Source organism: Streptomyces plumbidurans, assembly GCF_019857225.1.
GTDB lineage: Bacteria > Actinomycetota > Actinomycetes > Streptomycetales > Streptomycetaceae > Streptomyces > Streptomyces plumbidurans.
Map to the genome: position 1 here is coordinate 40081 of NZ_JAFJSY010000070.1, position 22588 is coordinate 62668.

19 protein-coding genes and 1 tRNA gene are annotated in these 22588 nt (G+C 71.0%); 13 read left to right on the forward strand and 7 right to left on the reverse strand.

Annotated elements, in window-relative coordinates:
• The first annotated feature begins 16 nt into the window (after window positions 1–16).
• From JYK17_RS31930 to JYK17_RS31965, 9 genes are all read left to right on the forward strand, one after another.
• Window positions 17–1312, forward strand: a complete 1296-nt coding sequence (locus JYK17_RS31930) for an extracellular solute-binding protein (protein ID WP_108013792.1) — start codon at window positions 17–19, stop codon at window positions 1310–1312.
• On the forward strand, window positions 1309–2271 hold the full coding sequence (locus JYK17_RS31935; RefSeq protein WP_108013793.1) for a carbohydrate ABC transporter permease: 963 nt from the start codon (window positions 1309–1311) through the stop codon (window positions 2269–2271). The genes JYK17_RS31930 and JYK17_RS31935 overlap by 4 nt, the downstream gene beginning before the upstream one ends.
• On the forward strand, window positions 2268–3113 hold the full coding sequence (locus JYK17_RS31940) for a carbohydrate ABC transporter permease (RefSeq protein ID WP_108013794.1): 846 nt from the start codon (window positions 2268–2270) through the stop codon (window positions 3111–3113). Before JYK17_RS31935 ends, JYK17_RS31940 begins: the two co-directional genes overlap by 4 nt.
• 1 nt (window position 3114) lies before the next feature.
• Entirely contained in the window at window positions 3115–4755 is a 1641-nt protein-coding gene (locus JYK17_RS31945; protein WP_222811729.1) for a beta-N-acetylhexosaminidase, read from the forward strand.
• Window positions 4756–4999: 244 nt separating this feature from the next.
• Complete coding sequence (locus tag JYK17_RS31950; protein ID WP_108013796.1) at window positions 5000–5893, forward strand: FAD binding domain-containing protein; 894 nt, start codon at window positions 5000–5002, stop codon at window positions 5891–5893.
• Window positions 5890–7638 carry a 2Fe-2S iron-sulfur cluster-binding protein gene (locus tag JYK17_RS31955; RefSeq protein ID WP_222811730.1) on the forward strand — a complete coding sequence of 583 codons (1749 nt, stop codon included), beginning with the start codon at window positions 5890–5892 and terminating at the stop codon, window positions 7636–7638. Before JYK17_RS31950 ends, JYK17_RS31955 begins: the two co-directional genes overlap by 4 nt.
• Window positions 7635–9944 carry a xanthine dehydrogenase family protein molybdopterin-binding subunit gene (locus JYK17_RS31960; RefSeq protein WP_128802081.1) on the forward strand — a complete coding sequence of 770 codons (2310 nt, stop codon included), beginning with the start codon at window positions 7635–7637 and terminating at the stop codon, window positions 9942–9944. The genes JYK17_RS31955 and JYK17_RS31960 overlap by 4 nt, the downstream gene beginning before the upstream one ends.
• Window positions 9941–10075 carry a hypothetical protein gene (locus JYK17_RS40830; protein ID WP_258198363.1) on the forward strand — a complete coding sequence of 45 codons (135 nt, stop codon included), beginning with the start codon at window positions 9941–9943 and terminating at the stop codon, window positions 10073–10075. The genes JYK17_RS31960 and JYK17_RS40830 overlap by 4 nt, the downstream gene beginning before the upstream one ends.
• A gap of 293 nt (window positions 10076–10368) precedes the next feature.
• Window positions 10369–11532, forward strand: a complete 1164-nt coding sequence (locus JYK17_RS31965; protein ID WP_222811731.1) for an SUKH-4 family immunity protein — start codon at window positions 10369–10371, stop codon at window positions 11530–11532.
• A 30-nt stretch (window positions 11533–11562) separates the two neighbouring features.
• On the opposite strand, the gene JYK17_RS31970 is transcribed toward JYK17_RS31965, so the two are convergent.
• A tRNA-Cys gene (locus tag JYK17_RS31970) sits at window positions 11563–11634 on the reverse strand.
• A 327-nt stretch (window positions 11635–11961) separates the two neighbouring features.
• On the opposite strand from JYK17_RS31970, the gene JYK17_RS31975 reads away from it, so the two are divergent.
• From JYK17_RS31975 to JYK17_RS31985, 3 genes are all read left to right on the forward strand, one after another.
• Entirely contained in the window at window positions 11962–13764 is a 1803-nt protein-coding gene (locus JYK17_RS31975) for a DEAD/DEAH box helicase (protein ID WP_222811732.1), read from the forward strand.
• A gap of 329 nt (window positions 13765–14093) precedes the next feature.
• Window positions 14094–14735, forward strand: a complete 642-nt coding sequence (locus JYK17_RS31980; RefSeq protein ID WP_108013801.1) for an IclR family transcriptional regulator — start codon at window positions 14094–14096, stop codon at window positions 14733–14735.
• A gap of 199 nt (window positions 14736–14934) precedes the next feature.
• Entirely contained in the window at window positions 14935–15726 is a 792-nt protein-coding gene (locus tag JYK17_RS31985; protein WP_222811733.1) for a S16 family serine protease, read from the forward strand.
• 49 nt (window positions 15727–15775) lie between these two features.
• On the opposite strand, the gene JYK17_RS31990 is transcribed toward JYK17_RS31985, so the two are convergent.
• The 5 genes from JYK17_RS31990 to JYK17_RS32010 are packed head-to-tail and all read right to left on the reverse strand — an operon-like array spanning window position 15776 to window position 19947.
• The gene (locus JYK17_RS31990; protein WP_222811734.1) at window positions 15776–16741 is read right to left on the reverse strand and encodes a glycine betaine ABC transporter substrate-binding protein; all 966 of its coding nucleotides are present in this window, start codon (window positions 16739–16741) and stop codon (window positions 15776–15778) included.
• Window positions 16738–17559 carry an ABC transporter permease gene (locus JYK17_RS31995; RefSeq protein ID WP_108013804.1) on the reverse strand — a complete coding sequence of 274 codons (822 nt, stop codon included), beginning with the start codon at window positions 17557–17559 and terminating at the stop codon, window positions 16738–16740. Before JYK17_RS31995 ends, JYK17_RS31990 begins: the two co-directional genes overlap by 4 nt.
• A complete protein-coding gene (locus tag JYK17_RS32000; RefSeq protein WP_108013805.1) occupies window positions 17556–18806 on the reverse strand; it encodes a betaine/proline/choline family ABC transporter ATP-binding protein in 1251 nt (416 codons plus the stop codon). The genes JYK17_RS31995 and JYK17_RS32000 overlap by 4 nt, the downstream gene beginning before the upstream one ends.
• Window positions 18799–19446 (reverse strand): ABC transporter permease, encoded by a 648-nt coding sequence (locus JYK17_RS32005; protein WP_016438079.1) that lies wholly within the window; start codon window positions 19444–19446, stop codon window positions 18799–18801. Before JYK17_RS32005 ends, JYK17_RS32000 begins: the two co-directional genes overlap by 8 nt.
• A 21-nt stretch (window positions 19447–19467) precedes the next feature.
• Window positions 19468–19947, reverse strand: coding sequence for an Lrp/AsnC family transcriptional regulator (locus JYK17_RS32010; protein WP_016438078.1), 480 nt, complete (start codon window positions 19945–19947; stop codon window positions 19468–19470).
• Between the two features lie 126 nt (window positions 19948–20073).
• Between JYK17_RS32010 and hppD the strand changes: the two genes are divergently transcribed.
• Window positions 20074–21219, forward strand: a complete 1146-nt coding sequence (gene hppD, locus JYK17_RS32015; RefSeq protein WP_222811735.1) for a 4-hydroxyphenylpyruvate dioxygenase — start codon at window positions 20074–20076, stop codon at window positions 21217–21219.
• A gap of 26 nt (window positions 21220–21245) precedes the next feature.
• Here the strand turns inward: hppD and JYK17_RS32020 are convergent.
• On the reverse strand, window positions 21246–22588 hold a 1343-nt coding region (locus tag JYK17_RS32020), incomplete at its 5' end, for a tetratricopeptide repeat protein (protein WP_222811736.1).

The following is a 22588-nucleotide window of genomic DNA, read 5'->3' on the forward strand; positions in this document are numbered from 1 at the left end:
CTCGGAGGGTCACTCGATGAAGCCGTCCCCGCGTCTCGCCGTCCTGCTCACGGCCCTGGCCGTCACCGCCGCCTGCGCCCCCCAGACCTCCTCCAACTCCTCCTCGGAGAAGGACGACAAGAGCGGCACCCTGCGGGTCTGGCTCTTCCAGGAGGTCGGCAACAAGCCTAAGGAGAAGGCCGTCGACTCCGTGGTGACCGCCTTCGAGAAACAGCACAAGGGCACCAAGGTCCATGTCGAGTACATCCCCGTCGAGACCAGGGCCCAACGCGTCAAGGCCGCCTTCAACGACCCGAAGTCCGCGCCGGACGTGATGGAGTTCGGCAACACCGACACGGCCGGCTATGTGAAGGACGGCGGACTCCTCGACGTCACCAAGGAGTTCGGCGCCTGGAACGAGTCCAAGGACACCGACCCCACCGCGAAGACGTCGGTCACCGTCGACGGCAAGGTGTACGGCTCCCCCTACTACGTCGGCGTGCGCGCCCTGTACTACCGCACGGACGTCTTCAAGGAGCTGGGGATCCAACCCCCCAAGACCATGGACGAGTTGGCGTCCACCGCCCGCAAGATCCACACCGCGAAGCCCGACCTGTACGGCATCGTGGTCGGCGGCGCCTACACGTACGGCGCGATGCCCTTCGTCTGGGCCAACGGCGGCGAACTGGCCACCGGCAAGGGCAACTCGTACGCCTCCGCCATCGACACCACGGCCGCCCAGAAGGGCATCAAAGCGTACACGTCCCTCTTCGGTGACGACAACTGTCCCGCCGCAAAGTGCGCGGGCATGGGCGGCAACGACACGATCACCGCGTTCGCGGCCGGCAAGGCGGGGATGGCGATCGGCGGCGACTTCAGCCACACCGCCGTGGAGGCCGGGAAGGTCAAGGGCAAGTACGCCGTCGTACCGCTGCCTGGGGTGAAGTCCGGCTCGATCGCGCCCGCCTTCGCGGGCGGCAACAACATCGGCGTGCTCAAGAGCACCTCGCACCGCACGCTCGCCGTCGACCTGATGGAACAGCTCACCTCGAAGAAGACTCAGGCCGAGATGTTCAAGGCGATGGGCTTCCTGCCGACGTTCGCGGACGTGCGCTCCCAGGTGGCCGCTGAGCACCCGTATGTGAAGCCCTTCGCACAGACCCTCGCCGCCGGGACCAAGTTCGTGCCGGCCTCGCCCGGGTGGTCGCAGATCGACTCGCAGCTGGTGCTGCCGACGATGCTGCAGGAGGTCATCAGCGGGAAGAAGAGTGTGAGCGCTGCCGCTGGGGAGGCGGCGGGGAAGATGGACGACGCCTTTGGCTCCGCCGGATGACGGCGCCTGCCAGTTCGGGGGGTGCTGTTCGCTCGCGGGTGCGGGTCCGTCGTGGCTTGTCGCGCAGTTCCCCGCGCCCCTTGGGGGGGAACTCGGCGGTCCCTTGGATTTACCTCGCCCCCGCTCTCGTGGTCCTCGGTGGGCTGTTGCTCTACCCGATCTATCAGCTCGGGTTGATCTCGTTCTTTCACTACACGCAGGCTCAGGTCAGTGGGGGTGAGCCGGCGACCTTCGAGGGGTTCGGGAACTACCGGGAGCTGTTGTCCGACGGTGAGTTCTGGCAGGTGCTGCTCGCGACCGTGTTGTTCGCGGCGGCGTGTGTCGCCTCGACGCTCGCCGTCGGGTGTGCGCTGGCCGTGCTGCTCACGCGTGTGCGTGCGCTGCCGCGGCTCGCGCTGATGCTGGCCGCGCTGGGCGCGTGGGCGACACCTGCGGTGACAGGGTCGACCGTCTGGCTGTTCCTCTTCGACCCCGACTTCGGGCCGGTCAACCGGATCCTCGGGCTCGGCGACCACTCGTGGACGTATGGGCGCCTCAGCGCCTTCCTCCTCGTCCTGCTCGAAGTGGTGTGGTGCTCCTTCCCGTTCGTGATGGTCACCGTCTACGCCGGGATCCGGGCCGTGCCGTCCGAGGTGCTGGAGGCCGCCGCGCTGGACGGTGCCTCGCAGTGGCGCATCTGGCGCTCGGTCCTCGCGCCGATGCTCCGGCCGATCCTGACCGTCGTCACCATCCAGTCGGTCATCTGGGACTTCAAGGTCTTCACGCAGATCTACGTCATGACGAACGGCGGCGGCATCGCGGGCCAGAACCTGGTCCTGAACGTCTACGCCTACCAACAGGCGTTCGCGTCGTCGCAGTACAGCCTCGGCTCGGCGATCGGCATCGTGATGCTCCTGCTCCTGCTCGCCGTGACGCTGGTGTACCTGCGGCTGCTGCGCCGGCAGGGGGAGGAGCTGTGAATCTTTCCGGCGTACGTGTGCGCCGTCCGTGGCGGCTGGCGGCCGAGGCCTCGGCGCTGCTGATCGCGGTCGTCGTCGCCTTCCCCCTCTACTGGATGGTGCTGAGCGCCTTCAAGCCGGCCGGGGAGATCGAGTCGACCGATCCGCGCCCGTGGACCGCGGCCCCTTCGCTGGATTCCTTCCGGCGCGTGTTCGGGCAGCAGGATTTCGGCCGGTATTTCGTCAACAGCCTTGTGGTCGCGGGCAGTGTGGTCCTTGTCTCGGCACTGATCGCGTTTCTCGCCGCGACCGCCGTGACGCGATTCCGCTTCCGCTTCCGGACCACCCTGCTGATCATGTTTCTGGTGGCCCAGATGGTGCCCGTCGAGGCGCTCACCATCCCCCTGTTCTTCCAGATGCGGGACTTCGGTCTGCTGAACACGCTCGGCTCGCTGATCCTGCCCCACATCGCCTTCTCGCTGCCGTTCGCGATCTGGATGCTGCGGGGGTTTGTGAAGGCGGTGCCGGAGGCGCTGGAGGAGGCCGCCTACATCGACGGGGCGAGCCGCGCGCGATTCCTCTGGCAGATCCTTTTCCCCCTTGTCCTGCCGGGCCTCGTGGCCACCAGCGTGTTCTCGTTCATCTCGGCATGGAACGACTTCCTGTACGCCAAGTCCTTCATCATCAGCGACACTTCGCAGTCGACCCTGCCGATGGCGCTGCTGGTGTTCTACAAGCCCGACGACCCCGACTGGGGAGGAGTCATGGCCGCCTCCACGGTGATGACGATTCCGGTGCTGGTGTTCTTCGTACTCGTACAGCGACGTCTGGTCTCCGGGCTGGGCGGAGCGGTAAAGGACTGATGTGACCGAACTGATTCCGGCGCCCCGCAGCGTCGTCGCCGGCTCCGGCGAGGTGCGGCTTACGGCGCGCTCCGAGATTTACGCCTCCTCCGAGACGGAGGGGGCGGGGAACTGGCTGCGCACCGTCCTGCGACAGGCCACCGGGTTGCCCCTGCGCGAGGGACGCGAACTCGACGACGCCGAGGGCGGCATCGGCCTGCAGCTCGACCCCGGGCTAGGGCCCGAGGAGTACCGCCTCGTCAGCGATTCGAGCGGTGTCCTCATCGAGGGCGGCAGCGCGGCGGGCGTCTTCTGGGGCGCCCAGACGCTCCGTCAGCTCCTCGGCCCCGACGCCTACCGCAGGGCGCCGCTCGACCGCGACCGCGCCTGGACCGTGCCCCACGTCACGATCGAGGATTCCCCCCGCTTCCGCTGGCGCGGCCTCATGCTCGACGTCGCGCGGCACTTCATGCCCAAGGAAGGCGTCCTGCGCCAGCTCGACCTGATGGCCGCGCACAAACTCAACGTCTTCCACTTTCATCTGACGGACGACCAGGGCTGGCGCGTCGAGATCAAGCGATACCCGAAGCTCACCGAGACCGGTTCCTGGCGGGCACGTACGAAATTCGGTCACCGGGCCTCACCGCTGTGGGACGAGAAGCCGCACGGCGGCTTCTACACCCAGGACGACATCCGCGAGATCGTCGCCTACGCCGCCGAGCGGCATATCTCCGTCGTCCCCGAAATCGACGTACCGGGACACTCGCAGGCCGCCATCGCCGCGTACCCCGAACTCGGCAACACCGATGTCATCGACACCACCGCCCTCTCCGTCCTCGACACCTGGGGCATCTCCGCCAACGTACTCGCCCCCACTGACAACACCCTGCGGTTCTACGAGGGGGTGTTCGAGGAAGTGCTGGAGCTGTTCCCGGCGGGCGCGGGCGAGTTCTCGGAGTTCATTCATGTCGGCGGTGACGAATGCCGCAAGGACCAGTGGAAGCAGTCGACGGCCGCGCAGGGACGTATCAAGGAGCTCGGGCTCGCGGACGAGGACGAGTTGCAGGCTTGGTTCATCGCACACTTCGACACGTGGCTGACCGCGCGCGGGCGCAGGCTCATCGGCTGGGACGAGATCCTGGAGGGCGGACTCGCCGAGGGCGCCGCCGTCGCCTCGTGGCGCGGCTACGCGGGCGGTGTCGCCGCCGCCCGGGCGGGCCACGACGTCGTCATGTGCCCCGAGCAGTACGTGTACTTGGACCACCGGCAGGCGCCGGGCGAGGACGAGCCGGTGCCGATCGGCTACGTACGCACCCTGGAGGACGTCTACCGCTTCGAGCCGGTGCCGCAGCAGCTCACCGAGGCCGAGGCCCGGCATGTGCTGGGCACCCAGGCCAATGTGTGGACCGAGGTGATGGAGAGCCAGGAACGCGTGGACTACCAGTCCTATCCGCGGCTTTCGGCCTTCGCCGAGGTGGCCTGGAGCTCTCTGCCCGCCCCGGGGGGGCGAGACTTCGCCGGCTTCGAGGAGCGGATGGCCGTCCACTACCGGCGACTTGACGCCCTGGGGGTGGGATACCGGCCGCCGACCGGGCCCCTGCCCTGGCAGCAGCGCCCCGGAGTGCTCGGGCGGCCCATCGAGGGAGCACCCCCGAACAGATAGCGCAAGCACCGAACAGACACGGCAAAAATGTCGTAAGCATCACCGAAGAGTGCCAATCAGTGCTCATCGGTGATGCTGTGCGAAAACGGACCATCTCCCTGGTGAGGCGGGCGAATGCCTCCTAGCGGACCCCTGTCTTCGAGCCCTGCGAAGATGTGCCAGAGTTGCCACGTCCGCCCTGTCAGCACGTACCGTACGGCAACACAGGTGGGACCAGGTGGGGCAGCGGGAAGGGGCAGCCGGTTTGACCACGCACGCACCGCAGGCGGCGCAGGCCGTCACGCTGCCCACGACGCTGGACGAGGCCGTGGCGGTGCTCACCGCCGTGCCCACCGCCGTACCGGTGGCCGGTGGCACCGACCTCATGGCCGCCGTCAACTCCGGGCAGCTCAGGCCCTCCGCACTGGTCGGCCTCGGCAAGATCAGCGAGATCCGCGGCTGGCAGTACCTGGACGGACACGCCCTGCTCGGCGCCGGGCTCACGCACGCGCGCATGGGCCGCCCCGACTTCGCCGCGCTGATCCCGGCGCTCGCCGCCGCCGCGCGCGCGGCGGGCCCGCCACAGATCCGCAACGCGGGCACCCTGGGCGGCAACATCGCCTCGGCGGCCCCCACCGGGGACGCCCTGCCGGTGCTGGCCGCCCTGGAGGCGACGCTGATCATCGCGGGCCCGGGCGGAGCCCGCCGGGAGCTGCCGGTGTCGCACCTGCTGGCCGGTGTGGACATGCTCCGCGGCGGCGAACTCATCGGCTTCGTGCGCGTGCCGTTGCTGCACGCGCCGCAGGTCTTCCTGAAGGCGACCGGCCGGACCGGCCCCGGACGCGCGGTCGCGTCCGTCGCCCTGGTCCTCGACCCCGCCCGGCGCGGAGTGCGGTGCGCCGTCGGAGCCATAGCGCCGATGCCGCTCAGGCCGCTGGACGCCGAGCAGTGGGTCGCCCGGCTCATCGACTGGGACAACGGCCGCACGATCGTCCCGGAGGCGCTGGCCGCCTTCGGGGAGTACGTGGCCGCGGCCTGCATCCCCGATCCGGTCCCCGAGGCGGACGGCACCGTCCAGCCGCTTCCGCCCGCCGTACTGCACCTGCGGCGCACCGTTGCCGCGCTGGCCCGACGAGCACTGGGGAGGGCGCTGTCGTGACCGACGACCAGCACGGAGAGGGCACGCCCCGCGGCGGTGGCCGCTGGGACCCGCTGCCCCAGGGCGACTACGACGACGGCGCGACCGCCTTCGTGAAGCTCCCGGAGGGCGGCATCGAGGCCCTGCTGGCCGCCTCCGACCCGCTCGCCGCGCCCGGTCACGGCTATGTGCCGCCGCCGATAGCTGCCGACCAGGACCCGGCCCAGGGCGGCGACCCGGCGGCCGGCGGTACCTGGGGGGCGCCCGCCGAGGGCGCCCGGTGGCCCGACCCGAACGCCGTGCCGCAGGACGGGGCGGACGACCGGTTCTCGTACAACCCGGCGGCCACCCAGCAGTGGAACTTCGAGGAGCCTCCCGGCACCGAGGGGGGCGCTCGCGGTCACGACGTGACCGGGCAGTGGTCGATCCCCGTCGCCGGGGGCGACCTTCCGGATGAATCGGGCGAGTTCACCACGTCGTCCCTGGTGCAGCAGTGGGGCGGCACCCCGCCCGCCACGCTTCCGGGCGGCGCCGCCGCCCCCTGGGCGACCGAGGGCGCGGGACAGCCCTGGGGGCAGCCGCAGACCGAGGAGCCGACGGCACCCGGTGACGGGGCCGGGCAGCCGCGCGAACACGACGGGTCGCCGGCCGGTGCCGGGCACGCGTACGGGCAGCCCTCGGCACCCCCCGGCGCCCACCCCGACCAGCACGCACCGGAGCACCCCGCACCCGCGGAACCTGACCGGTCCGTAGCCGCGCGGCAGGACGCGCGGACGCCCGCCGCCGAAGCCGCGCAGGACGCCACCCGCCGACCCGCCACCGACGCCTACGCCGAGCGCGCCGCCGACCCCTACGGCGAGACGGCCGCCGAGCGCGCCGAAGGCGCCTCACAGCGCGTCCACGGGGCCGGAGAGGCCGTGGCGGCGGCCGAGGGCGCCGAGGGTACCCACGGGGCCGCGGAGGCGCCTGAGAGGCCTGTGGAGCCGCTCGCGGAGCCCGCGCCCGACGCGGCGCCCGCGCCCGACGCCCCCAACACACCCGAAGCGGCCGCGACTTCGGCCTCTCCGGAGAGCGCCGACGCCCCCGACGGAGCCGGCGAGACCTCGTCGTTCCCAGGCGAGGAACACCCCCTCGCCTCCTACGTGCTGCGCGTCAACGGCGTGGAACGCCCCGTCTCGGACGCCTGGATCGGCGAGTCGCTGCTCTACGTGCTGCGCGAGCGCCTCGGCCTCGCGGGCGCCAAGGACGGCTGCTCGCAGGGCGAGTGCGGCGCGTGCAACGTGCAGGTGGACGGGCGGCTCGTGGCCTCCTGTCTGGTGCCCGCCGTGACCGCCGCGGGCAGTGAGGTCCGTACCGTCGAGGGGCTCGCCGTCGACGGGCAGCAGTCCGACGTGCAGCGCGCGCTCGCCCGGTGCGGCGCGGTGCAGTGCGGCTTCTGCGTGCCCGGCATCGCGATGACCGTGCACGACCTGCTGGAGGGCAACCCGGCGCCGACCCGCCTGGAGACCCGCCAGGCCCTGTGCGGCAACCTCTGCCGCTGCTCCGGCTACCGGGGCGTCGTGGACGCCGTCCAGGAGGTCGTCGCCGAACGCGGCGCGCACTCAGGTGGCGACACCGCCGAACAGGACGGCGACGAGGCGCGTATCCCCCACCAGGCGGGACCGGGAGCCGGCGGGGTCAACCCCTCGGCGTTCGAGCCGCCCCACTCCCCGGCGGCACCGGGACCGCACGACCAGCCGTACGGCCAGGACGGAGGCCAGGCGTGAGCAACGAAGCGGCGACCGCGACCACCGCCGCGGAACCAGTAACCGCCCCCGAACCGCTGCCGCACGGCCTCGGCGTCTCGCTTCCGGCCGCCGACACGCGCGCCAAGACCGAGGGCACGTTCCCGTACGCGGCCGACCTGTGGGCCGAGGGCCTGCTGTGGGCCGCCGTGCTGCGCTCCCCGCACGCGCACGCGCGCATCGTGTCCATCGACACCACCCACGCGCGCGAGATGCCCGGCGTACGCGCCGTCGTCACCCACGAGGACGTGCCGGGCGAGGCCCGCTACGGCCGCGGCGACGCCGACCGGCCCGTGTTTGCCTCCGAGGTCGTACGCCACCACGGCGAGCCCATCGCCGCCGTCGCCGCCGACCACCCCGACACCGCGCGCATGGCCGCCGCGGCCGTCATCGTCGAGTACGAGGTGCTCGACCCGGTCACCGACCCCGAGCAGGCATTCGAGGCCGAACCGCTGCACCCCGACGGCAACCTGATCCGGCACATCCCGCTGCGCCACGGCGACCCGGACGCCGCCGGTGACATCGTCGTCGAGGGCCAGTACCGCATCGGCCGCCAGGACCCCGCGCCCATCGGCGCCGAGGCCGGTCTCGCCGTGCCCCGCCCCGACGGCGGCGTCGAGCTGTACCTGGCCTCCACCGACCCGCACGCCGACCGCGACACCGCCGCCGCCTGCTACGGCCTCGAACCCGAGCGCGTCAAGATCGTCGTCACCGGCGTCCCCGGCGCCACCGCCGACCGCGAGGACCAGGGCTTCCAGCTCCCGCTCGGCCTGCTGGCCCTGAAGACCGGCTGCCCGGTGAAACTCACCGCCACGCGCGAGGAGTCCTTCCTCGGGCACACCCACCGGCACCCGACCCTGCTGCGCTACCGCCACCACGCCGACGCCGAGGGCAGGCTGGTCAAGGTCGAGGCGCAGATCCTGCTCGACGCGGGCGCCTACGCCGACACCTCCTCCGAGGCCCTGGCCGCCGCCGTGGGTTTCGCCTGCGGCCCCTACGTCGTGCCGAACGCCTTCATCGAGGGCTGGGCCGTACGCACCAACAACCCGCCCTCGGGACATGTGCGCGGCGAGGGGGCGATGCAGGTCTGCGCCGCCTACGAGGCGCAGATGGACAAACTCGCGAAGAAGCTGGGCGTCGACCCGGCGGAGCTGCGCCTGCGCAACGCCCTGGCCACCGGGGACGTCCTGCCGACCGGCCAGACGGTGACGTGCCCGGCGCCGGTCGCCGAACTGCTGCAGGCGGTACGGGACTTCCCGCTGCCCGACCTGCCCAAGGACACCCCCGAGGACGAGTGGCTGCTGCCCGGCGGCCCCGAGGGCGCGGGCGAACCGGGCGCGGTGCGCCGGGGCGTGGGCTACGGCCTGGGCATGGTGCACATGCTCGGCGCCGAGGGCGCCGACGAGGTCTCCACGGCGACCGTCAAGGTCCAGGACGGGGTCGCGACCGTGCTGTGCGCGGCCGTCGAGACCGGGCAGGGGTTCTCCACCCTCGCCCGCCAGATCGTCCAGGAGACGCTGGGCATCGACGAGGTGCACGTCGCGCCCGTCGACACCGATCAGCCGCCCGCCGGCGCGGGCTGCCGCGGCCGCCACACCTGGGTGTCGGGCGGCGCGGTGGAGCGCGCGGCGAAGATGGTCCGCACCCAGCTCCTGCAGCCCCTCGCCCACAAGTTCGGCATGTCGACCGAACTCCTGCAGATCACCGACGGCAAGATCACCTCGTACGACGGCGTCCTGTCGACCACCGTCTCCGAGGCGATGGACGGCAAGGAGCTGTGGGCGACGGCCCAGTGCCGCCCCCATCCCACGGAGCCGCTCAACGAGGCGGGCCAGGGCGACGCGTTCGTCGGCATGGCCTTCTGCGCGATCCGCGCGGTGGTGGACGTCGACATCGAGCTGGGCTCGGTCCGCGTGGTCGAGCTGGCGCTCGCCCAGGACGTCGGCCGGGTGCTCAACCCGGCCCAGCTGGCCGCCCGTATCGAGGCCGGAGTCACCCAGGGCGTGGGCATCGCCCTGACGGAGAACCTGCGCACCGCGCGCGGGCTGATCCGCCACCCGGACCTGACCGGCTACGCCCTGCCGACCGCCCTGGACGCCCCGGACATCCGGATCGTCAAACTCGTCGAGGAACGCGACGTGGTCGCCCCCTTCGGCGCGAAGGCGGTCAGCGCGGTGCCGGTGGTCACCTCGCCCGCGGCGATCGCCTCCGCGGTGCGCGCAGCCACCGGCCGCCCGGTGAACCGGCTGCCGATAAGGCCGCAGGCCGCGGTGGTGACGGAACGGTGAGCGCGCCGGAGCGCGGGCCCGAGGAGCCGCAGTACGAACCCCCGCCCAGCGTCGGCAAGTTGCTGATCTGGGTCCTGGTGTTCATGGTGGCGGCACTGGCCGTCGTACTCGGCGGCGTGTACTTCACCTAGGCCGGGCCGTGCGATATCCGCGGCATGCTGCCTGCGCCGGGCACACGGTGGACGTGATCCTCGCGGGGCGGGAACGGACGGGGGTGCGCCGAGCGTCCCCTGATCCAGGGGCGTTGTCAGTGGCGAGGCGTAGTGTTCTGGGCAGTGGGGACGGGTTGCCCGGACCGCGCGGCGCCATGACGCGCGAACGGCCGTGCCCTGTACGGGGATCGTGAGCAAGCGCGTGCGCCGAGGCACATGCGCCCAGGCACGAGTGATGACGCACATGCGCTGACGCACATGCGGGGGATGCAATGAGCACGACCAGTGCCGCCACGACGGCGATCACCCTGACCGAGGACCAACTCGATCCGTACGTCACGCACGCGCCGACGCGCAGCTGGCTGACCGGGCCCGGACTGCCCGGCGAGAGCCATCTGTTCACGTTCGAGGAACTGTGCGCACAGGGCCTGCGGACGGTGGGGGACTCCACCGCCGACCCCGACGGCCTGCTGACGGCGCGGCTGCGGGACCAGCTGGTCATAGGCGCGCTGCTCGACCCCCTAGGCACCGCGGGGGAGTCGGTGCTGCTCGACGGCACCACGGGCGAGGTCGCGACGACGTACTTCCTGCACGACCGGCCCGATCTGATGGACGCCCGCCCGCTCGCCCCGTCGCTGCGCACCCTGGTGCGATGCGCGACGGCGGCGGACGAACTGGCGGGACTGCGCGGCCAGTTCGCCTCGTACGCCGGCCGCTTCGGCCCGAAGGCGGCGGCGGAGGCGTCACGTCATCTGCTGGCGGTGTTCGAGGAGGGCTCGGGCGGCGAGATACCGCCGTTCTGGAGGATGGCGGCCCTGATCCGCCCCCTGTCCCTCGTGGCGGGCCCGGGCACCGCGTCCGGACTCGCCCTGGACCTGCCCTCCCGGCTGCTGGACGGGCAGTTCGGCCCCGGCAATGTGTGGCGCTTCGAGGACGTCGACTTCCCCTCGACGCTGACCCACGAGCCGACCCGCCGCTTCCTGAGCGAGACGGGCCTGCCGGAGGACGGCACGCTCCTGCACCTCGACACGGACGTACCCCTGCCGACCCTCGCCGAGCACTACGCCTACCAGGGCCCCGAGGGCTTCGACCCCACGCGGCTCCCGCGCAGGGCCTCCCACCTGATCCGCCTCGGCCACCTCGTCGAGGGCAACAGCCTGGTCGTCGACGGCGAAACGGGCGAGATCCTCAACTGGAGCGAGCCCGAGGCCGCTCTGAACCCCCTGAACAAGGACGTCTCCACCCTGGCCTTCACCCTCTGGCTCCTGCACCGCGAGAAGTCCCTGGACCGGACCCTGAAGACCACCGCCCACGACCACCTCGCCCTGACGATGCTCCACACCCTCTCCACCGTCGACCCCACCACCACGACAACAGCCCCGAGCCGCCACTACTGGACGCGGGCGTTCTTGGAGGAGACGAGCGGGACGATATGAAGGGGCCCGCGGGAAGAGGTTCGCGGTAAGAGGCCGTGGCGGGAATCGAACCCGCGTAACTCGCTTTGCAGGCGAGTCCCTGAACCACTCGGGCACACGGCCGGGTCGGGCCGGAGGGCCGGGGCGGCCGTTCCGTGCTCGATGGGATGACCGTACGGGGGTGGGAGAAAGGTGCTCAAGGGAAAGGCGGGGGCTGCAATGGGACTGCCATACGCCGTTCATGAAGGGGGCGCTGCGGGCACGGGCGACAGGTGTGTGAGGTAAGTCGCACCTCCGTCCGACCCGGCCGGGTGCGGAGGTTTGTGGCGGGGCGCCGCCGGTAGGGTGGCCCGGTTGTCATACGTAGTCGAGAGAGCCGTAGCCGAGACACCCGCAGCCGTAAGACCTCGTAGCCCCCCGTAGCCGCCCGACCCCATCACCCCGGAGACCGTGACTACTACCGCCGCCAGCTCCGCCTCGCACTCCCACCACCTCTCTCCCGCCTTCCCCGGCCGCGCCCCCTGGGGCACCGCCAACAAGCTGCGTGCCTGGCAGCAGGGGGCGATGGAGAAGTACATCCAGGAGCAGCCGCGTGACTTCCTCGCGGTCGCGACACCCGGCGCCGGGAAGACGACCTTCGCGCTGACCCTCGCCTCCTGGCTGCTGCACCACCATGTCGTGCAGCAGGTGACGGTGGTCGCGCCGACCGAGCATCTGAAGAAGCAGTGGGCGGAAGCGGCGGCGCGGATAGGGATCAAGCTCGACCCGGAGTACAGCGCGGGGCCCCTCGGCAAGGACTACCAGGGCGTGGCCGTCACGTACGCCGGTGTGGGAGTGCGGCCCATGCTGCACCGCAACCGCGTGGAGCAGCGCAAGACCCTCGTCATCCTCGACGAGATCCATCACGCCGGTGACTCGAAGTCCTGGGGCGAGGCCTGTCTGGAGGCCTTCGAGCCCGCCACGCGACGGCTGGCGCTGACCGGCACGCCGTTCCGCTCCGACACCAACCCCATCCCCTTCGTCGTCTACGAGGAGGGCAACGACGGGATCCGGCGCTCCGCCGCCGACTACACCTACGGCTACGGCAGCGCCCTGAGCGACGGGGTCGTGCGCCCCGTCATCTTCCTCTCCTACAGCGGCAACATGCGCTGGCGCACCAAGGCCGGTGACGAGATCGCCGCCCGGCTCGGCGAGCCGATGACCAAGGACGCGATCAGCCAGGCCTGGCGCACCGCCCTCGACGCGCGCGGCGAGTGGATGCCCAGCGTGCTGCGCGCCGCCGACCAGCGGCTGACCGAGGTCCGCAAGGCCATCCCGGACGCCGGCGCCCTCGTCATCGCCTCCGATCAGGACTCCGCCCGCGCGTACGCCAAGCTCATCCGCGAGATCACCGGCCACAAGGCCACCCTCGTGCTGTCCGACGACGCCGGCGCCTCCAAGCGGATCGACGACTTCAGCGAGAGCAACGACCGCTGGATGGTCGCGGTCAGGATGGTGTCCGAGGGCGTCGACGTGCCCCGCCTCGCGGTCGGCGTCTACGCCACCACCATCTCCACGCCGCTCTTCTTCGCGCAGGCCGTCGGCCGTTTCGTACGGTCGCGCAGGCGCGGCGAGACGGCGTCCGTCTTCCTGCCCACCGTCCCCGACCTGCTCACCTTCGCCAACGAGATGGAGGTCGAGCGCGACCACGCCCTCGACAAGCCGAGGAAGGAGGGCGAGGAGGACCCGTACGCCGAGTCCGAGCAGGAGATGGAGGAGGCGAACAAGGAGCAGGACGAGGACACCGGCGAGCAGGAGCAGTTCTCCTTCGAGGCGCTGGAGTCCGACGCGGTCTTCGACCGGGTCCTCTACGACGGCGCCGAGTTCGGCATGCAGGCCCACCCGGGCAGCGAGGAGGAGCAGGACTACCTCGGCATCCCCGGGCTGCTGGAGCCCGACCAGGTGCAGTTGCTGCTTCAGAAGCGGCAGGCGCGGCAGATCGCGCACAGCCGCAAGAAACCGGACTCCGAGGCCGACCTGCTGGAGATGCCCGCCGAGCGGCGCCCGGTCGTCTCGCACAAGGAGATGATGGAGCTCCGCAAGCGGCTCAACACGATGGTCAGTGCCTACGTCCATCAGAGCGGCAAGCCCCACGGAGTCATCCACACCGAGCTGCGGCGCACCTGCGGCGGGCCGCCGAGCGCGGAGGCCACCGCGGGGCAGCTGAAGCAGCGCATCGCCAAGGTGCAGGAGTGGGCGACCCGGATGCGCTGACCCGGCGCACGCCTGGTCCAGGGGGCGCAGGATGCTGGTGCAGCCGGTTGTTGCGCCCCGTACGAATCACGACATACGGACATAGCCCGTCCCTACCGGTGCCCGGATTCTGGACGGAGACTTCCGCTGAGCGAACCCCCTTCGCTACTGTCCGGCTACGCAAACGCCCCGTGGCAGAGCCGCCGCGGAGCGCAGCCGTGAAGCGACGCGGCTCGGTACAGGCCGGGCCGCCGGCCGATCGGCGGCCTCTGTTGCGCGTCACTGACGGGACTCGGTGACGCACCGCCGCGCAAAGGTCGCCGACCTCACCACTTGGAGGAGTGGGCGTCGTGACCGCGGAGACCTCTCAGACGCTCGACCGAGGACTGCGCGTCCTCAAGCTGCTGGCCGATACCGACCACGGGCTGACCGTCACCGAGCTATCCAACCGACTGGGCGTGAACCGGACCGTGGTGTACCGGTTGCTGGCCACGCTCGAACAACATGCCCTGGTACGCCGGGACTTGGGCGGCCGCGCCCGAGTGGGGCTCGGCGTGCTGCGACTGGGCCGACAAGTGCATCCGCTGGTGCGGGAGGCCGCGTTGCCGGCCCTGCGCTCGCTCGCCGAGGACATCGGCGCCACCGCGCATCTCACCCTCGTGGACGGGTCGGACGCGCTGGCCGTGGCCGTCGTGGAGCCGACCTGGACGGACTATCACGTGGCCTACCGGGCCGGGTTCCGGCATCCGCTGGACCGGGGGGCCGCGGGCCGGGCCATTCTGTCCGCGCGGACGATGCCCGTCGCGGAGCCCGGATACACCCTGACCCACGGGGAGTTGGAGGCGGGCGCCAGTGGGGCGGCCGCGCCGTTGCTCGGGGTGACGGGGGTTGAGGGGAGTGTCGGAGTGGTGATGCTGGCGGAGGCGGTGCCTGAGCGGGTGGGGCGTCGCGTCGTGGACGCGGCCAAGGAGGTGGCGGAGGCTCTGCGCTAGCCGGGGGTGCTTGCTGGGGGTGCGCGGGTGCGGGTTCGTCGTGGCTGGTCGCGCAGTTCCCCGCGCCCCCAAAAAGGGCACCCCGCGCTCCCAAGTTAGGCACTCCCCGCGCCCCCAAGAAGGGCACCCCGCGCTCCCAGGCGAGGCACTCCCCGCGCCCCCGGAAAGGCACCCCGCGTCCTCGCGTTAGATTGATCCCGTGCTCTCTCGCCTCACACGCCCCCAGGCCATCGCCGTCTGTGCTCTGCCCGTTGTGGCGCTGATCGCCACGGCGGTCTTCGCGCCGCTGCCGTTCTCGCTGGCGCAGCCCGGTATGACGGCGAACGTGCTCGGGAAGAACCAGGGCTCCGAGGTGATCACGATCACGGGTGCGAAGACCCGTACGACCAGTGGGCAGCTGCGGATGACGACGATCGAGGCGACCAGCCCGGACACCGATGTGTCGCTGGGCGACGTGGTCAGTGCCTGGTTCGCCACGGACCGGGCCGTCATGCCGCGGGACTCGGTGTATCCGAGCGGCGACTCCACCAAGGAGATCGAGGAGCACAACCGCGCGCAGATGAAGGAGTCGCAGGACGCGGCGACCCGGGCCGCGCTGGACTATCTGCACCTCAGCGCCGACAAGGTCAAGGTCACGCTGAGGCTCGCGGACGTCGGCGGCCCGAGCGCCGGGCTGCTGTTCACCCTCGGCATCATCGACAAGCTGGACGGCAACGGCAGCGGCGGTGATCTCACGGGCGGCCGCCGGATCGCCGGTACGGGCACCATCGACGACGACGGGACGGTCGGCGCCGTGGGCGGTGTGGCGCTGAAGACACAGGCCGCGCACCGGGACGGGGCGACCGTGTTCCTGGTGCCGAAGGCGGAGTGCTCCGACGCGAAGTCCGAGCTGCCCAAGGGGCTGCGGCTGATCCCGGTCAAGACGCTGCACGGCGCGGTGGACGCCCTGGTCGCCCTGGACACCGGCAAGGGTTCCGTTCCCTCCTGCTGACGGTGCCTGACGGCGCCCGGCGGCGCCCGACCCCGCGTGCCCGGTCCGCTCAGCCCGACTTCACGAACCCCTGCTGCTTCATCCAGTCCAGCGCCACCTGGTGCGGGTCCTGTCCGTCGACGTCGACCTTCGCGTTGAGCGTCCGCGCCACGTTGTTGTCGAGCTTCTTGGTGATCGGGTCGAGGACCCCGGCGATCGCGGGCCACTTCTTCAGCGTCTTGGTGTTGATCATCGGTGCGACGTTGTAGTTGGGGAAGAAGTGCTTGTCGTCCGCCATGACCACCAGTTTCATCGACTTGATGCGTCCGTCGGTGGTGAACACCTCGCCGTAGGTGCACTTCCCCTTCGCCACCTGGGTGTAGATGATCCCGGTGTCCATCTGCGTGGCGTTCTTCGCCGGGATGTTCATCCCGTACGCCTTCTCCATGCCCGGCAGCCCGTCCGCCCGGTTGGCGAACTCGCCCTCCACGCACAGGGTCACGGCCCCCGGGTCCTTCTTGGCCAGCGCGGCCACCTGGGACAGGGTTCTGGTCCGGTACTTCTCGTAGTTGGCCTGGTTCATGGCCAGCGCGTAGGTGTTGTCGAGCTTGGAGGCCGGCAGCCAGGTCATGCCGTTCTTCAGGTCGGCGTCGCGGACGGCCTCCCACTGCTTGTGCGGGTCGACGATCGGCTTGCTGTTGCCGAGGTAGGTGATCCAGGCCGTACCCGTGTACTCGTAACCGCCGTCCGCGTCCCCCGACTTGACCGCCTCCCGTGAGCCGATCGAGCCCTGGATGCCGGTGCGGTCCAGGACGTCGGCGCCGGCCGCCTCGAAGGCGATGCCCATGATGGCGCCGAGGATCAGCTGTTCGGTGAACTCCTTGGAGGTGACGGTCAGATGGGCGCCCTTGAGGGGTTCGCCCCGGCCGATCGTGCCGGGCCGCACGTCGTCGGACATGGGCGAGCCGCTCTGCAGACCGCAGCCGGACGCCGCCACCAGGACGGCGGCCAGCAGCAGACCCGTAGCCCGTCTCATACGTCCACCTCCAGCCCCCGTGGCCGCAGCAGCAGTTCGGCCAGCGAGGCCAGCCAGTCCACGAGGAGCGCGAGGACGACCGTGAGGATCGAGCCCAGCATCAGCACCGGCATCCGCTGGTTGGTGATGCCGGTGGTGATCAGTACGCCCAGGCCGCCGCCCCCGCCGAAGGTGGCCAGCGTCGCGGTGCCGACGTTCAGGACGAGGGCCGTACGGACACCGGCGAGGATCAGCGGTACGGCCAGCGGGAGTTCGACCCGGCCCAGCACGCCCAGCGGGGACATGCCGATGCCGCGGGCCGCCTCCAGCAGGGTCGGGTCGTTCGCCTTCAGGCCGGCGATGGTGTTCGACAGCACCGGCAGGATGGCGTAGATGATGATGCCGATCAGCGCGGCCCTCGTGCCGGTGCCGAGCCAGATCACCAGCAGCGCGAGCAGACCGAGCGCCGGGGTCGCCTGGCCCATGTTGGCGAAGGCCATCGCCACCGGCGTGGCCTTCCTGAAGGCCTTGCGGGTGAGCAGGATGCCCAGCGGGATCGCGATGATCAGCACGAAGAACGTGGAGATCACGGTCAGTTTGATGTGCTGCCACAGGGCCTTGGAGACCTGGCCGCCGGACAGGGCGTTCTCGGAGATCGAGTCCAGGTGGGCCTGCCGGAACCACAGCCAGGTCGCGAGCAGGACGGCGACGAGCACGGCCGGCAGGATCGTCAGCTTCTGCCAGCTGATACGGGACTTCGGGGACCCGGGCGACGGCGGCGGAGCCGCGCCCGCCGCCTCCTCCTGTTCCTCTCGCTCGTCCAGCTCGGGGGTGCTCACGCCTTCGAACCCCCTTCGGCGCCCTCCTGCTCGGCGTGCGTCTGGGCGCTGCGCAGCTCCTGCAGCTCGTGCTGGTGCTCCAGCGCGTCGAGGCGGTCGGCCTCCAGCAGCTCGTGCACGGAGTTGATCAGGGTCTCCATGTCGACGACGCCCTCGTACTCGCCGCGCCGCCCGGTGACCGCGACCCGCCCGGCGTTGTCGGTCAGCACCGCCTCCAGGGCGTCGCGGAGGGTGGCGTCGCGGGTCACCGTGTCGCTGACCAGGGTGCCGGCCCGCGCGAGCGAGCCGCGGGCGCGCATGAGGTCGCCGCGTCTGAGCCATTTGTAGGGGCGGCCGCGCTTGTCGAGCAGCAGGATCTCGTTGGTGCCGCTGCCGCGCAGCCGGTTGAAGATCTCCTGGAGCGGGTCGTCGAGGGTTACGGTCGGGTAGTCGGTGATCTCCACGTCCCGTACGCGGGTGAGGTTCAGCCGCTTCAGGGCGGCGCCCGCGCCCACGAACCCGGACACGAAGTCGTCCGCCGGGTTGGTGAGGATGGCCTCCGGGGTGTCGAACTGGGCGATGTGCGAGTGCTCGCGCAGCACGGCGATCCGGTCACCGATCTTGATCGCCTCGTCGAAGTCGTGGGTGACGAACACGATGGTCTTGTGCAGCTCGTGCTGCAGCCGGATCAGCTCGTCCTGCAGGTGGTCGCGGGTGATCGGGTCGACCGCGCCGAACGGCTCGTCCATCAGCAGCACCGGCGGATCGGCCGAGAGCGCCCGCGCCACGCCGACCCGCTGCTGCTGGCCGCCCGACAGCTGGCGCGGATAGCGCCCGTGGAACTCGCCCGGGTCGAGACCGACGAGGTCGAGCAGCTCCTCGACCCGCGCCTTGATGCGGGCCTTGGGCCAGCCGGTCATCTTCGGTACGAGGGCGATGTTCTGGGCGACCGTCATGTGCGGGAAGAGGCCGGCCGACTGGATGGCGTAGCCGACCTTGCGGCGCAGCTTCACCGGGTCCATGTCGGTGACGTCCTCGCCGCCGATGCGGATACGGCCGCCGGTCGGCTCGATCAGCCGGTTGATCATCTTCAGGGTGGTGGACTTCCCGCAGCCGGAGGGGCCGACGAAGATGACGATCTCGCCGGCCTTGATCTCCATGGAGACGTTGTCGACGGCGGGGGCGGAGCTGCCCGGGTAGACCTTGGTCAGGGCGTCCAGCTCGATGGTCGCGCCGGTGGTCGCGTGACCGGCGGAAGGCTCAGGCACGGATCCCCCTCGAAATGGTCAGCCGTCCGATCAGGACGTACGCGGCGTCGAACAGGAGGGCGAGGATGATGATGCCCAGCGTGCCCGCGAGCACCTGGTTGAGCGCGTTCTTGCTGCCCAGCGAGCCGATGCCGCGGAAGATCTCGTTGCCGAGGCCGGGCCCGGAGGCGTAGGCGGCGATGGCCGCGATGCCCATCAGCATCTGGGTCGAGACGCGGATCCCGGTCAGGATCGGCGGCCAGGCCAGCGGCAGCTCGACCCGCACCAGCCGCATCAGCCGGGACATGCCGATGCCCGTCGCCGCGTCCACCAGGGACGGGTCGACCCCGCGCAGCCCGACGATGGAGTTGCGCACGATCGGCAGCAGCCCGTACAGGGTCAGCGCGATCACGGTCGGCGGCACGCCCAGGCCCACGATCGGGATCAGCAGACCGATCATGGCGAGCGAGGGAATGGTCAGGATGGTCGAGGTGGCCGTGGTGGCGAGGCTCGCACCCCACTCGGTGCGGTAGGCGACGATCCCGATCAGTACGCCGATCACGGTCGCCGCGACCATGCACTGGAACACGGCGCTCGCGTGCTGGTAGGCATCGGTGAGCAGCTGCTGGTGGCGGTTGCTCAGATACTCCCAGAAGTTCACGCGTGCTCACCCCAGGGTCGGCTAGGTCCTCTCCGGTTCCTCCGCCGCCTGCTCCACCAAGGGGATGATCCTCAGCGGAACGGGGTTCTCCATCACGATCGCGGTGGCGGCCCGGACAATGCCATCAAAACCGACAACCCGGTCGATCACCCGCTGGAGATCGGCGTTGGAGCGGGCCACCAGCCGGCACAGCATGTCCCCGCTGCCGGTGGTGGTGTGCAGCTCCAGCACCTCGGGCACGGTCGCCAAGTGGGCCCGTACGTCCGGGCCTTGACCCTGCCGGATCTGCAGCGTGGCGAAGGCGGTGACGGGGTACCCGAGGGCGGCCGGGTCCACCTGCGGCCCGAACCCGCGGATGACTCCATTCGACTGAAGCCGGTCCAGCCGCGCCTGCACCGTCCCGCGCGCCACCCCGAGGCGCCGGGACATCTCCAGCACTCCGATCCGCGGCTCCCGTGCCAGCAGCACGATGATCCGGCCGTCCAGCCGGTCGATCGCCACATCAGCCTCCCCGAGCAGTGGTCATCCTGTACAGAAAGCCGGTGAATACCCGGCTCGCACTGAGCAGAATGCTCAGCGATTACGCGAACTATTGCGCACCTTGCGTGCGAGGGCCAGGCTGCCGCTATGACGCAGACCACAGACCACACTCCCGACACCGCCCGGCAGGCCGACCCCTTCCCGGTCAAGGGAATGGACGCGGTCGTCTTCGCCGTGGGCAACGCCAAGCAGGCGGCGCACTACTACTCCAGCGCCTTCGGCATGCAGCTGGTCGCCTACTCCGGACCGGAGAACGGCAGCCGCGAGACCGCGAGCTATGTGCTGGAGAACGGCTCGGCGCGCTTCGTCTTCACCTCCGTCATCAAGCCCGCCACCACCTGGGGCCACTTCCTCGCCCAGCATGTGGCCGAGCACGGCGACGGCGTCGTCGACCTCGCCATCGAGGTGCCGGACGCCCGCGCCGCGTACGCCTACGCCGTCGAGCACGGCGCCCGCTCGGTGGCCGAGCCGTACGAGGTGAAGGACGAGCACGGCACCGTCGTCCTCGCCGCGATCGCCACCTACGGCGAGACCCGCCACACCCTCGTCGACCGCTCCGGCTACGACGGCCCCTACCTCCCCGGCTTCGTCGCCGCGGCGCCGATCGTCCAGCCGCCCGCCCACCGCACCTTCCAGGCCGTCGACCACTGCGTCGGCAATGTCGAGCTCGGGAAGATGAACGAGTGGGTCGCCTTCTACAACAAGGTCATGGGCTTCACGAACATGAAGGAGTTCGTGGGCGACGACATCGCGACCGAGTACAGCGCGCTGATGTCGAAGGTGGTGGCCGACGGCACGCTCAAGGTGAAGTTCCCGATCAACGAGCCCGCCGTCGCCAAGAAGAAGTCCCAGATCGACGAGTACCTGGAGTTCTACGGCGGCGCGGGCGTGCAGCACATCGCGCTCAACACGAACGACATCGTGCAGACGGTACGGACGATGCGGGCGGCGGGCGTCGAGTTCCTCAACACCCCGGACTCCTACTACGACACCCTCGGCGAGTGGGTCGGCGACACCCGCGTGCCCGTGGACACCCTGCGCGAGCTGAAGATCCTGGCCGACCGCGACGAGGACGGCTATCTGCTGCAGATCTTCACCAAGCCGGTCCAGGACCGCCCGACCGTCTTCTTCGAGATCATCGAACGCCACGGCTCGATGGGCTTCGGCAAGGGCAACTTCAAGGCGCTGTTCGAGGCGATCGAGCGGGAGCAGGAGAAGCGCGGCAACCTGTGAGGCCGAAGCCGAGGTGGCCGTCCGGCTCAACTCGGCTGCCGTGAGGCCTTGTCGTCCTCGTCGTCCGCACCGTCCGGGGAGCCGGTGGGCACCGGCTCGTCGGGCGGTTCGCCGAGGGCGGCCAGGGCCTGCTCGGCCTGGGGCGCGGCGAGCGGCGAGAAGTACGGGTTGATCCGCAGCGCCTCCTGCAGATGCCGCCGCGCGGGCCCGGCCCGGTCCACATCCAGCTCGATCATGCCCCGGTGGTACGCGTACAGGGCGCTGCGTACACCCCCGCCGTGCGCGTGGTCCGTCGCCACCGTGGCGTACTTCAGCGCCTCCTTGTCGCTCCCGGTGCGGTGCAGCGCCCAGCCCAGCGCGTCGGCCACCGCGATCCCCGGCTGCCGCTGCCACTCGGCGCGCAGCCGGCGCACGGCCGCCCGCGGATCCCCGTGGTCCGCCTCCATGGTGCCGAGCACCAGCTCGCCGTCCACCCCGCCCGCCGTCTCGTCCGCCACCTGGGCGCGCACCTGGTCGTACTCCACCCGGGCCGCCTGGGAGAGCCCCAGCGACTCGTACAACTCGCCCAGTTCCAGGGCGTATTGGGGGCACGGCCGCTTGCCGAGCGCCACCCGGTAGGCGTTCAGCGCCTCCGTCGTGCGGCCCAGCGCGGCCAGCGTCCGTCCCTGCCCGGCCTGCGCGGCTCGCTGGTCGGGGTCGAGCCGCACCGCCGCCTCGAAGCGCCGCAGCGCCTCGTCCAGGTCCCCGCGCTCGAACGCCAGCTGCCCGGCCCGCTCCAGATACGCCGCCTGCTCGGCCGGCTGGGAGGCACCGGCCGCCGCGTCGGACAGGGCGGCCGCCGCGTCCTCGCGCCAGCCCCGGTCGCGGTAGACGGCCGCGGCCCACGCCTGCACGGCCGCCCCGGAGCGCAGCTCCAGCAGCAGGTCCAGCGTCCGCTTGGCCGACTTGTAGTCGCCGAGCCCGGTGTAGGCGTCGATCAGCAGCGGATACGTCGTCCACCGCTTGGGCTCGGCCTTCAGCGCCGCCTCGCCCCAGGTCCGCGCCGCCCGGAAGTCGCGCCGGGCACCGGCCAGCGCCGCCATGCCGTCGAGCGCCTCCGCGTTGCCCTTGGGCCGCACCGTCAGCGAGGTGCGCAGGGCCTTCTCGGCCCGCGGATAGTTGGTGACGTCCTCGGTGCGCCGCCCCTGCTCGACGTAGGCCGCCCCGAGGACCGCCCACGCGCGGGCGTCCTTCGGATGCGTGCGCACCAGGGCCTCGCGCTCGTCGATCAGCGTCGCCAGGTCGGGCAGCGCGGCCGGCACCCCCGCGGCGACCGCCGACAGCGCCTGCGCCCCCGGTGCCGGCACGGCCGGCGCGCGCACGTCCGGCC